The following is a 15327-nucleotide window of genomic DNA, read 5'->3' as shown; positions in this document are numbered from 1 at the left end:
CGGGGGTTTGCCGGCGGCCGAAAACCTTGGCAGGGTGTGCAGCGCCACTGCGTGTGGCGGTTGGGCGCCCCGATCGAGCCCCCCGCCGGCGCGACGACAATTCGACCGCTACCGGATACCCCGGTGGGTGACGAGGAGGTGACCGGCGGTGCTGCGCGACGGTTCCGCGCCGGTGCGCTACCTCTCCAGCCGACCGCCGGTGGTGCTGCTGAGCGCGGCGCTGGCGCTGCTGCTGGCGGGCTGGGCGGCGGTGGCGTACGTGCGGGCGGACCGGGGCGTGCCGGAGTGCGCCGAGCCGGTCCGGCTGCGGGTGGCCGCCGCGCCGGTGATCGCGCCGGCCCTGGACCGGATCGTCCGGGCCAGCGTCGGCCGACAGCCCTGCGTCTCCATCGTCGTCGAGGCGCGGGAGTCCGCCGCGGTGGCCGGGGAACTCGCCAACGCCGTGGACGTCGCCGACGCGTGGCTGCCGGAGTCCACGTTCTGGCTGCGTCGGGCGCGGGCCGGCGGCGGCTTCGAGGTGCCGGCGACCGGCACCTCGGTGGCCAGCACCCCGGTGGTGCTGGCGGTCACCGAGCCGGCCGCCCGCCGGTTGGGCTGGCCGGCGAAGCCGCTCACCTGGGCGTCCCTGATCGGCCCGAAGGTCCGGAAGACCTCGGTGGCGGTGCCCGACCCGGCGGCCGACCCGGCCGGCGTGGCCGCGCTGCTGGGGGTCCGCGCGCTGGCCGCCGACGAACCGGAGCCGGCGGCGGCGGTGGCGGCGACGCTGCGGCGGTTGGCCGGTCGCACCTTCGAGGCCGGCGACGGCGGGGGCGGGCTGGTGCCCGGGTCGGGCCTGCCGGGCCGGACGGACGCGGTCGCGGCCACCGAGCAGGCGGTGCTGGAGCACAACGCGCTGGCCGGTGCGGACAAGCTGGTCGCCGCGTACCCCGAGGTGGGCGTGCCGTCGCTCGACCTGCCGTACGCGGTGCTGCCGGCCGCCCGCGGCCACGTGCGGGAGGCCGCCGCGGACTTCCTCGCCAACCTGCTCACGGTCGAGTCCCGCGACGCGCTCACCGGGTTCGGTTTCCGGACCGCTGCCGGATTCCCGCCGGCCATGCCGGACGACGGCCGGCTGCGGGTGCAGGAGCGGCGGCCGGTCCCGCTGCCCGCCGAGGAGACGGTCACCGAGCTGCTCACCGGCTGGAGCGGGGTGCAGCGCAGTGCCCGGATCCTCACCGTGCTGGACATCTCCGGCTCGATGGCCGCGCCGGTGCCGGGCACCGGCGAGACCCGGCTCGACGCCACCGTCAAGACCGCCCGCGAGGGCTCCGGCCTGCTGCTGGACAGCAGCGAACTCGGGATCTGGGTCTTTTCCACGAAGGTGGACGGCGACCGGGACTACCGGGAGATCCTGCCGGTGGCGCCACTGCGCCGGGCGCACCGGGAGCGGCTGGCCGAGCAGCTGGGCGCGGTCCGGGTGAAGCCGCAGGGCGGGACCGGGCTGTACGACACCACCCTGGCCGCGTACCGGGAGGCGCGGCAGCACTGGACGCCCGGCCGGATCAACCTGGTGCTGGTCATGACCGACGGCCAGAACGAGGACGAGGAGAGCATCGGCCGGGCGAAGTTCCTCGCCGAGCTGGCCCGGCTGCAGGATCCGCGCCGCCCGCTGCCGATCGTCTTCATCGGCCTCGGCAAGGACGTCGACCCGGACGAGCTGACCGCCATCGCGGACGCCACCGGCGGGCGGGTGTTCCGCGCCGAGCAGCCCAGCGGCATCCGGCAGATCTTCTTCTCCGCGCTCGCCGACCTCAGCTGCCTGCCCCCGGAGTGCCGTCGATGATCCGGCCGCAGCTTCCCCGGCCGGTGCGGGCGGCACCCGGCACCGTGCTGTCCGTGGTGCTGCTCACCGCGATCGCCTTCGTCCAGCGGCCCGGCCAGGTCACCTTCGACACCAAGCTGGACCTGGCCGCCAACCCGCTGCACTTCATGGCCCGGGCGCTGCACCTGTGGAACCCGGAGGCGACCTCCGGTGAGCTGCAGAACCAGGCGTACGGATACCTCTTCCCGATGGGCCCGTTCTTCGCCGCGGGCCAGCTGCTGCACGTACCGCCGTGGGTCACGCAGCGGCTGTGGACCGCGCTGGTGCTGGTCGCGGCGTTCTACGGGCTGCTCCAGGTGGCCCGGGCGCTGCGGATCGGCACCGAACCGACCCGGTACGCGGCCGCGCTCGGCTACGCGCTCGCGCCGCGGATGCTCACCGAGGTCGGCGCGCTCTCCTCGGAGACCCTCGCCGCGGCGATGCTGCCCTGGGTGCTGCTGCCGCTGGTGCTGGTGCGCCGGATCGGCTCCCCGCGCCGGGCCGCCGCGCTCTCGGCGCTGGCCGTGCTCGGCATGGGCGGGATCAACGCGGCGGTGGTGCTGCTGGCCCTGCTGCTGCCCGGCATCTGGCTGCTCACCCGCCGGTGGAACCGCGAGCACCTGCGGCTGGTTGGCTGGTGGTGCCTCTGCGTCGTCGGGGTCTGCCTCTGGTGGATCGTGCCGCTGCTGCTGCTCGGCGAGTACAGCCTGCCGTTCCTGGACTACATCGAGTCGTCCACCACGACCACCGCGGTGGCCTCGCTCTTCCAGGCCGTCCGGGGCACCAACCAGTGGGTGGCGTACATCGTCCAGGGCGACCCGTGGTGGCCGGCCGGCTGGCTGCTGATCGACAACCCGGTGCTGATGACGCTCACCGCGGTGGTGGCGCTCGTCGGCCTGGCCGGACTCGCCGGCAACCTGCTGCCCGAGCGGCGCTTCCTGGTGCTCGGCTTCCTGGCCGGGCTGACCCTGCTCACCATGGGTTACGTCGGCAGCCTGGACAGCCCGCTCTCCGGGCCGGTCCGGGAACTGCTGGACGGCCCGCTGGCGCCGTTCCGCAACGTGCACAAGCTGGACCCGGTGCTGCGGTTGCCGCTGATGCTCGGCTTCGCGCACGGCGTCGACGCGGTGGTCACCCGGCTGCACAGCGCCGTCGCCCGCCGCCGCCCCGGCCTCCGGCTGCGCCCGCTGGTGTTCGTACCGGTGCTGCTGCTGGTCCTGGGCGCGGCCGCGCCCGCCTGGCTGGGCCAGCTGCGGCCCGGGCCGGGCTGGTCGGACCTGCCACCGCACTGGCGGTCGGCGGCGACCTGGCTCGCCGACCGGGACGCGCTGGCCCGCACGCTGATGGTGCCCGGTTCCGGCTTCGGCCAGTACGAGTGGGGACGCACGGTCGACGAGCCGCTCCAGGCCCTCGCCGGGGCGCCGTGGGCGGTCCGGCACCAGATCCCGCTCGGCTCGGCCGGCAACACCCGGATGATGGACACCGTCGAGAGCGTGCTGGCCGGCGGCCGGGGATCGGCCGGGCTGGCCGACTTCCTGGCCCGCTCCGGTTTCCGGCACGTGCTGCTCCGCAACGACGTGGACCGCACCCAGGTGGACGCGCCGCCGGTGGCGCTGCTCCGCCGGGCGCTGGCCGACTCGCCGGGCATTGCCCGGGTGGCCACCTTCGGCAGCACCACCCGGTTCGGGGTGACGCCGGGCAGCCCGGTGGACGACGGCACCACCGCGCTGCCGGCGGTCGAGGTGTACGAGGTGCAACGCCCGGTGTCGGCCGCCTCGGCGGTGCTCACCGACGACGTGCCGACGGTCAGCGGCGGGCCCGAGTCGCTGCTGCCCCTGCTGGAGCAGGGGCTGGTCGAGCGGGACCGGCCGGTGGTGCTGGCCGGGGACAGGCCGGACGGCGGGGACGACGGCGACTCGGTCGTGGGTGGGGAGTGGATCGTCACCGACGGGCTGCGCCGCCGGGAACGCGACATCGGCCGGGTGCGGGACAACCTCAGCCAGACGCTGACCGCGACCGAGGCCGGCCGGCAGGGTCGGGTCGCCCTCGACCTGCTGCCGTTCGCCGGCCGGCGGCACCAGACCGTCGCCACCTACCAGGGCGTACGCGAGGTCACCGCGTCCAGCGCGACCAGCTTCGTGGACAACCTCGGGCCCGCGGACCCGTCGCACCTGCCGTTCGCCGCGGTGGACGGGGAGTACGCCACCGCCTGGCACTCGGCACCGCTGGCCGGGCCGGTCGGGCAGTGGCTCCAGGTGGACCTGGACACCCCGCGCGAGGTCGACCGGGTGTCGCTGGCGTTCGTCGACGACCTCGGGGTGGGTTGGCCGGTGACCCGGTTCCGGATCACCACCGACCGGGGCTCGGTGGAGCACGAGGTGGCCCAGACGCTCGGTGCCCACCCGTACTACACGCTGCCCGGGTCGACCAGCCGGGTCCGGGTGACGGTGCTGGCCGTGGCGGGGCAGCGGCTCGACGGCGGGGTCGGCATCCGGGAACTGAGCATCCCCGGCACCACCGCGCGCCGGGCGCTGCGCGCGCCGACCGACCTGCCGGACGGTTTCGTCGGCCCGGTGTCCTGGTCGTTCAGCCGCGGCTCGGGTGACCGGCCCGCCTGCTACCCGGTCTCCGCCGACGCCGGCTCGGACGCGGGCACCGGCGGCGGCACCGGCACCCGGCCGGCCGGCTCGGTGGTCCGGTGCGACCGGTTCCTGGCCCGCGCCGGGGAGGAGCCGCTCGGCATCGACCGGCTCTTCCGCAGCCCGGCGGCCGGCAGCTACCGGCTCGCCCTCACCGCCGTGCCGCGTCCCGGCGGGCAGTTGACCCTGGCCGACGTGCCGGTGACGGCGGCCACCTCGTCGTACCTGACCGGCGATCCGGCGGTGGCCGGGTACGCCGCGGTGGACGGCGACCCGGGCACCGCGTGGCTGGCCGACATCGGGGACCTGAGCCCCACCCTGCGGCTGCGCTGGTCGGGGCAGCGGAGGATCGGCGAGCTGCGGCTGACCACCGCCGAGGTGCCGGTCGGCTCGCCACCCACCCGGGTGGAGGTGCGTACCCCGGGCCGGAGCCTGGAACTGCCGGTGGGCGCGGACGGCACGGTCCGCTTCCCCGCCGTCCGGACGGACCGGATCGAGATCGTGGTGCGGGAGACGGCCGGCCGGATCGCCGACCGGCGGGGCAACGGCTGGACGGCCACCGCGGGCATCGCCGAGGTGGAGATCCCGGCCCTGGCGGAGCTGCTCCGCCCGCTCGCCGGTGACACCCCCGTCGTCGAGCCGTGCGGCAAGGGCCCCACCGTCGAGCTGGCCGGATTCCGCTACGACACCGAGGTCCGCACCACCCTCGCGGACGTACTGGCCGGCCGGCCGGTGCCGGTCACCGTCTGCGGCGCCACCGGTGCGGCCGTCGATTTGCCGGCCGGCGGCCACCGGCTGGCGACCACGCCGTCGGCCGGCTTCCTCGTGCAGGACGCCACGCTGCGGCCGGCCGCCACCGCCGCTGCCGCGCCCCGGCACCGCGAGGTGACAGTGCTCGACTGGAACCCCACCGACCGCCGGGTCCGGATCGCCGCGGGCGGTGAGGCGTTGCTGGTGGTGCCGGAGAACGCGAACGCCGGCTGGCGGGCCGCCGTGGACGGCCGGCCGCTGACCGTCACCCGGGTGGACGGCTGGCAACAGGCATGGCTGCTGCCGGCCGGGGAGGGCGTCGAGGTGAGCCTGACCTTCACGCCGGACCGCACGTACCGGACCGGGCTGGGCGTCGGTGCGCTCACCGCGCTGGCGGTGCTGCTGCTCGCGGCCGTGCCGGTCCGGCGGCGTGCCACGCCCGGCGCGGGGGTGCCGGCGGAGGGCCCGGCCTGGCTGATCGGCGTGACGCTGGTGGTGCTGCTCGCCGCGTTGGGCGGGGTGCTGCCGGTGGCGATCGTGCTGGCCGCGATGCTGCTGCGACAGTTCGCGGCGCGGGCGCTGCCGGTGGTGGTGCTGGGCGGGCTGACCGTCGCCACGACGGTCGCGGTGACCGGGCGGTTGCAGGGGCACGGTCAGGAGTGGACGTACGGCACCTGGGTGCAGGCGGCGATGCTCGTCGCGATCGGCGCGGTGGTCGCGGCGGTGGTGCCGGTGCCGGGCACGCCACCGGCGGCGGTGGCGCCGGCGCCGGATCCGGGCGAGCGGCTGGACGACGTCGCGGCGGGCGGCCCGCCGGGTGACCAGGACGAGGACGGGACGGTGGCGCGATGAGCGCAGCACACGAGGGCGCGGCCGGCCGGACGGCCCGGCGCCGGTACGCCACGCTGGGGCGCTCGGTGGCCCTGTTCCGGGCGTTCCTGGTCGAGCAGAGCGACCCGGACCGGTTCTACGGGCTGCTGGCCGAGGACTCGGTCCGCCAGGTCGCCGGCTATACCGGGCTCGCCGGTCGTACCGTGCTCGACGTCGGTGGCGGCCCGGGTTACTTCGCGGCCGCCTTCCGCGCGGCCGGGGCCCACTACGTCGGGCTGGACCCGGACGTCGGCGACTTCTCGGCCGCCGGTGAGTCGGTCGCCGGCATGCTGCGGGGCAGCGGCACCGCGCTGCCCGTCCGCACCGCCGGCGTGGACGTGGCCTTCTCGTCGAACGTGCTGGAACACGTGCCGACGCCCGAGCGGATGCTGGACGAGATGGTCCGGGTCACCCGCCCCGGTGGTCTGCTCTTCGTGTCGTTCACGCCCTGGCTCTCGCCGTGGGGCGGGCACGAGACGGCACCCTGGCACTACCTCGGCGGCGACCGGGCCCGGCGCCGTTACCAGCGCCGGACGGGCCGGCCGCCGAAGAACCGGTACCGCGAGACGCTCTTCCCCACGTCGATCGGCGCCACCCTGCGCTGGGCCCGCGGCTGCGCCGGGGTCGAGGTGCTGGACGCCCTGCCCCGCTACCACCCGTGGTGGGGTCGATGGGTCATCCGGCTGCCCGGTATCCGGGAGGTCGTGGCGTGGAACTTCCTGCTCGTTCTGCGGCGGACCGGCACGGAACCGGCCGGCGCGGCGGAAAAAACAGAACTGACCGGGGGTCGCGTTGCTATGTGACCAAGTAGTAACCTCGCGGCCACATCACTGATCGACAGCGGCGAAACTAGCTCCTCCAGGGAGGAATCATGAAGCACCGCGCCATAGGTGCCGTGCTGTTCGGTGGCGGCGTACTCCTGCTGGCGCTGGCCGCCGGATTGGTGTTCGTCGTCAAACCTGCGATGACCAAGCTGCCCTACGATCTGGAAGCCTCGACGTCGGTCGCCGAGGCCAAGGGTGCGACCTTCCTCCAGATCACCAACGGCGAGATCAAGATCAACCAGGACGATCTCCGGTCCACGGTCCTGGTCACGCCGAACCGGGCGCAGACCGCGAGCCTCACCGGCGACCTCGAGGAAGACACTGTCGTCTGGACCGTCGGCCAGACCGTCGACCGGGACCAGACCAAGGAGCTGGTCAGCGCGTACGGCGCCGAGCTGGCGCTGGACCGGGTCTCCGGAGCGGCTGTCGACTGGGAGGGTCAGTTCCTCGACGACACGGGCACCCGGGAGCGGGTGACCTTCGCCGGCCAGGTCTACAAGTTCCCGTTCGGCACCGAGAAGCGGAACTACGACGTCTTCGACCGCGACCTGCGGAAGGCCCTGCCGGCCGAGTTCAAGGGGACCGAGGACGTCAAGGGGCTCGAGGCGTACAAGTTCGAGCAGGTGATCACCGACCAGGAGCTGAACCTCGGCGCCGAGCGGGTGGGGCTGCTGCTGGGGGCGCTCGCCCCGGGCGCGACCCAGGGCAAGATCACCTACAGCAACACCCGGACGGTCTGGGTCGACCCGGTCACCGGGTCGTACGTGAACGTGCGCGAGGTGCAGCGCAAGACCCTGGTGCCGGACGTCGGCTCCCCGGTGACCCTGCTGGACGCCGAGTTCAACTACAACGAGGACACCGTCACGGCGTCGGTCGATCGCGCCGAGAAGAACCGCAGCCAGCTCAGCCTCCTCGGGCTGTACGCCCCCATCGGGCTGACCGTGCTCGGCCTGCTGCTGATCGTCGGTGGCGTGCTGGTGGCCAGCCGGGGCGCGGCCGCGCCGGCGGCCGATGCGCGGCACCGGGTGGATACCGCGCCGACCCGGGTGGACCAGCCGGCGGTGCGCGACGACCGGGAGGGCGGGCCGCTCACCGACGAGATTCCGCCGGCCTCGACCAACTGGAAGACCGACCCCACCGTGCCGACCCAGCGTCCGGCGCAGGGCGAGGTCGAGCAACGCTGACGCCTGCGGGCACGACTGCGGGGTGGGCCGGGATTCCGGTCCACCCCGCAGTCTTTTCGTGTGTGCGCACGGGGTTCCCGGCCCGGCGGCAGGTCCCGCTGCGAGGCGGATCCGCGGCGGCTGCTTTACATCCGTTACCTTATTGTAATCGGTCGATCAGCCGCCACGAGGGGTAGTTGTGCCGAGGGTTTATGCCGGCTTTGCTGCCGTAATTGAAGATCCTCGGGCGGCCGTCACTCGCGCTGCGTAACCGTGCCGCCGCGGTTCGTCGCCTCCGTGTTACTGGCAGGTAGCTAGGGCCTTGTGACCTACGGCTCCGTAGGTGCACCATCATCGGCACGCTCGTTACCCGCCGGTAGCAGAGCCCGGGGCCCGGTGCGGGGCCCGCACCTTCGCCGACCGGCCACCGCCGCCACACCCCCTGAGGAGGAGCACGTGCAGGATCGGATCGAGAACCGGGGTCGTACCCGGTGGCGGCGCTTCGCCGCCCTGATGGTGCCCGCGACGGCCGTCGCCGGCGCGATCGTCTTCGGCATGGCCAACGGCGCGATCGCCGCCTCGTTCGCCGTCTCCGGCCAGACGTTCAAGGTCTCCGCCTCGGAACTGCGCGGGGAGGGCTTCGTCCAGTACGGCGGCATCGCCGAGGAGTCGGACGGCACGAAGCACCCGGTGGCCGTCTCCGGCATCCGCAACGCCAAGCTCTACGACCTCTGCCAGTCGGTGAAGGTGCCGGGCGCGCCGGTGGTGCTCACCATCAACGCCGGTGGCGGCGGCAAGCCCGCGGTGGCCAGCGGGCTGCTCATCGACATGGACTCGCTGCAGGGCGACGCCGAGTTCAAGAACATCAACATCGGGCAGGACGCCGCCACCCTCACCGGCGGGCCGGAGGGCGCCAAGGGCGACAAGAAGGCCTTCGGGCAGCAGTCCGACACCGTCGTCATCAAGGACCTGAAGCAGGTGGCCCGCTCCACCCACGCCGGCACCTTCACCCTGACCGGGCTCGACCTGCGGGTGAACGTGGGCGCGGACGCCAAGGAATGTTTCTGAGCTGACCCCGGGCCCGCGGAGGGCGTCCTCCGCGGGCCCGTTCCCTGCCCCCGTCCCCCTCAGCCCCGGCAGGAGGCGTACGTGACAACCGCCGACCCGCAGCACGCCCGGCCCGGCCGGATCAGCGCGGCGTGGCGCCGGTTCCGCCGTTGGCGGCGGACCCGACCGTTCTGGGGCGGCCTGCTGACCGTGCTGGCCGGCCTGGAGATCTTCGGCACCACCCAGATGTCGCTGGGCGGTCTCTCCTTCCAGATGGGACCGACCGGATTCCTCTCCTGGTTGATCCCCACCATCCTGGTCGCCTGCGGCGTGCTGATGTGGTTCACCCCGCAGCAGCGGATCTTCTACGCCGTGGTCGCCGCGGTGACCGCTGTCTTCTCACTGATCGGGGTCAACCTCGGCGGCTTCTTCGTCGGCCTGCTGCTCGGCATGGTCGGCGCCGGCCTCGGCTTCGCCTGGGTCCCGGGCACCGGCCCGGCCGGCGACCCGCCGCCCGTACCCGCGACGGAGGAGCTGGCCGCGGACCAGCCGGCCGCCGACGGGCTTCCGGTCGCTGGCGGCGGTGCGTCCGGGTCGACCGGCGTCGACGAACTGGTGCCGGGTGACGCCGGCCCGCGGCCGGCGGCGTACGACGAGACCGGCCGGACGGCGCGGCTGGACGACGAGACCGCCCGGCCGGTCCGGCTGGCCGACGACCCGCCGACGCTGCCGGGTCAGCGGGACCCCCGCCTCTACGCCGTGCTGCCGGTGCTGCTCGGCTTCTCCGCCGCGGCGGCGCTCGCCGTGCCCGCCCCCGGGCCGGCCCAGGCCGCCCCGCTCGCGGTGGCCGGCGCGGCGCCGGTCCAGGCGCCCGCCTGCCCGACCCGGCCGGCGCCGAGCGGACCGTCGGGCGGGGCGAAGCCGACGCCGAGCGCAACCGGCGTATCGCCGTCGCCCAGCCCGGAGCAGAGCTCCGGCGGCAACATCATCACCGACATCCTGGACGGGCTCGGCGACCTGTTCGGCGGCGGGGACGACGACGAGGACGAGGCCGCGCCGAGCCCGACGCCGACCGTGACGCCCACCGCCCGGCCGAGCGCCAGCCCTCGGCCCACCGCGCCCCGCCCGAACTGCGCGTCGCCGAAGCCCGGCGCCACCGGCACGGTCGAGCCGGGCAAGCCGCTGCCGAGGATCGCCGCCGAACCGGGCCAGCCGGTGGTGGCGGCCACCCCGTCGAAGCTGACCGGCTCCAAGGTGACCATGACCGGCCTGCGGTTCGACGGCATCGTCGACCTGCCCACCGACGACGGCAGCCTGCGGGCGCTGAAGTTCAGCATGCAGCAGGCCGTGACCGACGACTTCCTGCTCCGCTCGCCCGGCCCGGCCGGCCGGACCATGCGGTTCGCCACCAACCAGCTGACCGTCCGCGGCGACGTCGCCTTCTACGCCACCCGCTTCGCCGGGAAGATCCTCGGCATCAAGGTGACCCTCACCCCGGACCTGCCGTTGCCCGACGGCCTCCCGATCACCTCGCCGATCCCGCTCACGTTCACCGAACCGGTGATGGACCTGGCCTTCGTCACCTGCGACACGTTGACCGCGCGGCCGGCGTTGAAGCTCACCCTGGACTGAACTCCCCACCACCGGCCCGGGAGCCGGCGGCACCCGCTCGTGTGCCGCCGGCTCCCGACCTCACAGCCGGGCGAGTGCCTTGCGCAGCGGGTCGAGCCCGAGCGAGCCCAGGTCGAGCGCCTGCCGGTGGAACTCCTTGAGGTCGAAGTCGGCGCCCTTGCGGGCCTTCGCGTCCTCCCGAGCCTGCAACCAGATCCGCTCGCCCACCTTGTACGAGGGGGCCTGCCCCGGCCAACCCAGGTACCGGTTCAGCTCGAAGCGCAGGTTCTCGTCCGGCACCCGGCAGTGCGCCCGCATGAACTCCCAGCCCAGCTCGGGCGTCCAGCGCTCGCCCGGGTGGAAGCCGAACGGGTTGTCCCGGGGGATCTCCAACTCCAGGTGCATGCCGATGTCGACGATCACCCGGGCGGCCCGCATCGCCTGCCCGTCGAGCATGCCGAGCTTGTCGCCCGGGTCCTCCAGGTAGCCCAGGTCGTCCATCAGCCGCTCCGAGTAGAGCGCCCAGCCCTCGCCGTGCCCGGAGACCCAACAGAGCAGCCGCTGCCAGCGGTTGAGCAGGTCGGCCCGGACGGCGGTCTGGGCGACCTGGAGGTGGTGGCCCGGCACGCCCTCGTGGTAGACGGTGGTCACCTCGCGCCAGGTGGAGAAGTCGGTGATGCCCTGCGGCACCGCCCACCACATCCGGCCGGGCCGGGAGAAGTCCTCGCTCGGCCCGGTGTAGTAGATGGCGCCGTCGCTGGTCGGGGCGAGGCAGCACTCGATCCGGCGAACCTGCTCCGGGATGTCGAAGTGGGTGCCGTGCAGCTCGCTGATCGCCTTGTCGGCGAGCGCCTGCATCCAGTCCCGGAACGCCTCCTTGCCCTGGATGGTGCGGGCCGGGTCGGCGTCCAGCGCCCGTACCGCGTCGTCGATGCTCGCGCCCGGACCGACGATGCGGGCCGCGACGTCGCGCATCTCGGCCTCCAGGCGGGCCAGCTCGGCGAAGCCCCAGGCGTACGTCTCGTCCAGGTCGACCTTGGCGCCGAGGAAGTACTGCGAGGCCAGCTCGTAGCGTTCCCGCCCGGCGGCCTGCTTCTCCCGCCCGTGCGGGGCCAGTTCGGTGCGCAGGAACTGGCCGAACTCGGCGGTCGCCGCGGTGGCCGCCGCCGCGCCCCGGCGCAGCTCGGCGGCCACGCTGCCGTCGGCGCCCAGCCGCTCGACCAGGCCGTGGAAGAAGTTGTCGCCGTTCGGGTCGACCCAGGTGTCGCACTGCTTGGCCACCTCGACCAGCTGCACCTGGGAGCTGATCCGACCGGCCGCGGCCGCCTCGCGCAGCGTGGTCTTGTAGCCCTCCAGCGCGGCGGCGAAGCCGTTCAGTCGCGCCGCGATGTTGGCCTTGGCGTCCTCGCCCTCGGTCGGCATCAGGTCGAACACCATCCGCACGTCGTGCAGCCCGCTGGCGATGACGTTGACCTCGCTGGTCGACTCGCCCGCCTCGTACCGGGCGAGGTCGAGGCCGAGCCGCTCCTGCATGGCCTCCTTGGCGGTCCGCTCCGCCTCGGTGTCCGGCTCGGTGACGTCCAGGTCGGCCAGGGTCCGGCGGGTCAGTTCGGCCCGGGCGGCGTAGCCCTCGGGCGACAGGTCGTCGAGCTTGTCGTCGTAGCCGGCGATGCCGACGTAGGTTGCACCGGTCGGGCTCAGCGGCGCCCAGTCCGCCACGTACCGGTTGGCGAGGTCATCGATTCGTCCCACGGCCCCGACCCTACGTGACCGGACCATGCCCCTGTCGAGCGTGTTGCCCGTGTCCCCGGCGGCCGCGACCCGGCCTGTCGGCGGGCGACGTGTGGTGCTGGCCACCAGGTAAAGAAAGTCGCGGGACATTGTCGTACCCCTGCGGCAGAGTGTCAGGAGTGACCACGGCTTTCACTCCTGACAGGGCGGCGCTTCGCAGCTGGCTGCCCGGTTTCGTCGCCCTCGCCGCGATCTGGGGGTCCAGCTTCCTGTTCATCAAGGTCGGTGTCGAGGAGCTGCATCCGCTGCACCTCACCCTCTACCGGGTCGCCACCGGCGCGGTGACCCTGCTGGTGGTGCTGGCCGTGCTGCGCGACCGGCTGCCCCGCGAGCCGCGGGTGTGGGCGCACCTGACCGTGGTCGCCGCGTTCGGCGTGGCCATCCCGTTCACCCTGTTCGGCTACGGCGAGCAGCGGGTCGAGTCGATGCTGGCCGGCATCTGGAACGCCACCACCCCGCTGATCGTGTTGCCGCTGGCGGTGCTGGTCTTCCGCACCGAGCGGCTGACCGTACGCCGGGCGGTCGGGCTCGCGCTCGGCTTCGTCGGGGTGCTCGTGGTGCTCGGCGTGTGGCAGGGCGTCGGCGGGGCGCACTTCGTCGGGCAGCTGATGTGCTTCGGCGCGGCGGCCTGCTACGGCGTGGCCATCCCGTACCAGAAGAAGTTCGTGGCCGGCAGCTCGCACTCCGGCGTGTCGCTCTCCGCGGCCCAGCTGCTGCTCGCGGTGGCCCAGCTCGCGGTGGTCGCGCCGCTGGCGGCCGGCGCGCCGCCGGTGCCGACCGACCTCTCGGTCGAGGTGGTGGCGAGCGTGCTGGCGCTCGGCGCGCTCGGCACCGGCATCGCCTTCGTGATCAACATGCGGAACATCCGGGTCATCGGGGCGAGCACCGCCTCGACGGTCACCTACCTGATCCCGGTCTTCGCGGTGCTGATCGGCGCCCTGGTGCTGGGCGAGCGGCTCACCTGGCACCAGCCGGTCGGTGCGCTGGTGGTGCTCCTCGGCGTCGCCGTGTCGCAGGGCCTGGTCGGCCGGCGACGTCCGGCCGTGCCGGTCGGTGTCGGCGCCCCGGCGGTGCCGGCCGCCGAGGCGGCCGCCCGGCGCTGAGCCCAGGCTCGGTCGGCCGAGGGCCGGGCCGGCCGGGGGCGGCCGGTCGTTGGCCGACCGCCTGGTGCCGGCCGGCCGGCGGCGGGTCGTGGGTCAGCGGGCGGGGCGGTCCACGGCCCAGGCCACCAGTTCCTCCGCCGACCAGGTGTTGACCACCCGGTCGGCGGGCACCCCGCAGCGGGCCGCCCGCTCGCAGCCGAACCGCTGCCAGTCCAGCTGACCCGGGGCGTGCGCGTCGGTGTTGATGGCGAACACGCACCCGGCCTCCAGGGCCCGGCGGATCAGCCGCTTCGGCGGGTCCTGCCGCTCCGGGCGGGAGTTGATCTCGACCGCGACCCCGTGCTCGGCGCAGGCAGCGAAGACCGCGTCGGCGTCGAAGTCGCTCTCCTTGCGGGTCCGGGCCCGGTGGCCGCGGTCGCCCGGCCCGGTCACCCCGGCCGGCCGGGAGGACACCATCCGCCCGGTGCAGTGGCCGAGGATGTCCAGGTGCGGGTTGGCGATGGCGGCCAGCATCCGGCGGGTCATCTTCGACCGTTCGTCGTTCAGGCCGCTGTGCACCGATCCGACCACCACGTCGAGCCGGGCCAGCAGCTCCTCGTCCTGGTCGAGCGAGCCGTCGGCGAGGATGTCCACCTCGATGCCGGTGAGGATCCGGAATCCCTCCGGCAGCGCCGCGTTGACCTGCTCGACGTGGTCGAGTTGGCGGCGCAGCCGGTCGGCGGTCAGCCCCCGGGCGACCTTCAGCCGGGGCGAGTGGTCGGTCAGCACCAGGTACTCGTGGCCCAGCTCTACGGCCGCCAGCGCCATCTCCTCGATCGGGGAGCCGCCGTCGGACCAGTCGGAGTGGGTGTGGCAGTCGCCGCGCAGCGCGGTGCGCAGGTCGGTCGCCGCCGCGTCCAGGTCGCTGCCCTCGGTGGCGACCAGCCGACGCAGGTAGACCGGCTCCTCACCGGCGATCGACTCGGCCACGCAGCGGGCGGTCACGTCGCCGACGCCGGCCAGTTCGGTGAGCTTGCCCGTCCGGGCCCGCTCGGCCACCTCCGCGGGGGGCAACGCGGCGAGTGCCTTGGCCGCCGAGCGGAAGGCGCGTACCCGGTAGGTGGCCTCGTTCGCCCGTTCCAGCAGGAACGCGATCCGGCGCAGGTCGGCGATGGGGTCCCGGGCGCTCATTCTGTGCAACCTACCCGCGCGCCGCCGGTCGCGGGACGACCGGCGGCGCGGCGGGCGGGATCAGGAGTACGGCAGCCGGACGACGGACCGGTCGCCGATGCCGAGGGTGCTCGGGTTGGTGCCGATCGCCGACCAGACCTCGACCCGTACCCGGCCGTCGACCAGGTTGCCGAGGGTGCCGGTGGCCGAGTGCAGGCCGGCCTGCTGGGTGTAGCGCTCGTAGCCGGGGACCGGATCGGTGGCGAAGTAGCGGTACGTCTCCACCCGTTCCCAGCCGCCGTCGCCGGTCAGGTCGTAGGAGATGCGCAGCTGCACCCCGTTGCCGACCGCCGTGCCGGCGTCGAGGAACAGGTCGAAGGCGGTCTGCCCACCGGCGTAGGTCAGGTCGAGGCCGGTGGCGGTGAACACCTGCGGGTTGTTCGGCGTGCCGTCGTGGTTGACGCCGTTGGCACCGGCCACCGTGGCGGTCGCCGCGCCGCCGGCCGCCGCCAGGCCGCCGCCGGGAAGCAGGTACCGGAC

At 74.2% G+C, this 15327-nt stretch carries 9 protein-coding genes and 1 pseudogene; 7 read left to right on the top strand and 3 right to left on the bottom strand.

Features of this window, described 5'->3' with window-relative positions; translation table 11 throughout:
• Positions 1–148 precede the first annotated feature (148 nt).
• The 6 genes from DLJ47_RS01470 to DLJ47_RS01445 all read left to right on the top strand — a co-directional run bounded on the left by DLJ47_RS01470 (position 149) and on the right by DLJ47_RS01445 (position 10765).
• Positions 149–1822 (top strand): substrate-binding and VWA domain-containing protein, encoded by a 1674-nt coding sequence (locus DLJ47_RS01470; protein WP_109898304.1) that lies wholly within the window; start codon positions 149–151, stop codon positions 1820–1822.
• Positions 1819–6081, top strand: coding sequence for an alpha-(1->3)-arabinofuranosyltransferase (locus tag DLJ47_RS01465; RefSeq protein WP_109898311.1), 4263 nt, complete (start codon positions 1819–1821; stop codon positions 6079–6081). The genes DLJ47_RS01470 and DLJ47_RS01465 overlap by 4 nt, the downstream gene beginning before the upstream one ends.
• Positions 6078–6902: a class I SAM-dependent methyltransferase gene (locus DLJ47_RS01460; RefSeq protein ID WP_109898303.1), complete on the top strand. Its 825-nt coding sequence runs from the start codon at positions 6078–6080 to the stop codon at positions 6900–6902. Before DLJ47_RS01465 ends, DLJ47_RS01460 begins: the two co-directional genes overlap by 4 nt.
• A 68-nt stretch (positions 6903–6970) precedes the next feature.
• The gene (locus tag DLJ47_RS01455) at positions 6971–8107 is read left to right on the top strand and encodes a DUF3068 domain-containing protein (protein WP_109898302.1); all 1137 of its coding nucleotides are present in this window, start codon (positions 6971–6973) and stop codon (positions 8105–8107) included.
• Between the two features lie 435 nt (positions 8108–8542).
• Entirely contained in the window at positions 8543–9154 is a 612-nt protein-coding gene (locus DLJ47_RS01450; protein ID WP_088996520.1) for a DUF6230 family protein, read from the top strand.
• Between the two features lie 81 nt (positions 9155–9235).
• Positions 9236–10765, top strand: coding sequence for a DUF6114 domain-containing protein (locus DLJ47_RS01445; RefSeq protein WP_109898301.1), 1530 nt, complete (start codon positions 9236–9238; stop codon positions 10763–10765).
• A 60-nt stretch (positions 10766–10825) separates the two neighbouring features.
• Here DLJ47_RS01445 and DLJ47_RS01440 read toward each other — a convergent pair whose 3' ends face one another.
• Complete coding sequence (locus DLJ47_RS01440; protein ID WP_109898300.1) at positions 10826–12496, bottom strand: DUF885 domain-containing protein; 1671 nt, start codon at positions 12494–12496, stop codon at positions 10826–10828.
• A gap of 158 nt (positions 12497–12654) precedes the next feature.
• On the opposite strand from DLJ47_RS01440, the gene DLJ47_RS01435 reads away from it, so the two are divergent.
• Complete coding sequence (locus DLJ47_RS01435; RefSeq protein ID WP_199235645.1) at positions 12655–13638, top strand: DMT family transporter; 984 nt, start codon at positions 12655–12657, stop codon at positions 13636–13638.
• Positions 13639–13731: 93 nt separating this feature from the next.
• Here the strand turns inward: DLJ47_RS01435 and DLJ47_RS01430 are convergent, their stop codons facing one another.
• A complete protein-coding gene (locus tag DLJ47_RS01430; RefSeq protein WP_109898298.1) occupies positions 13732–14808 on the bottom strand; it encodes a PHP domain-containing protein in 1077 nt (358 codons plus the stop codon).
• Between the two features lie 60 nt (positions 14809–14868).
• A pseudogene (locus DLJ47_RS01425) lies at positions 14869–15327 on the bottom strand (glycosyl hydrolase); the annotation flags it as partial.

The sequence above is a fragment of the Micromonospora sp. S4605 genome, from assembly GCF_003176715.1.
Taxonomy (GTDB): domain Bacteria; phylum Actinomycetota; class Actinomycetes; order Mycobacteriales; family Micromonosporaceae; genus Micromonospora; species Micromonospora echinaurantiaca.
The sequence above is the reverse complement of the archived record's forward strand: the minus strand, read 5'-3'. Positions and strand labels throughout refer to the sequence as shown.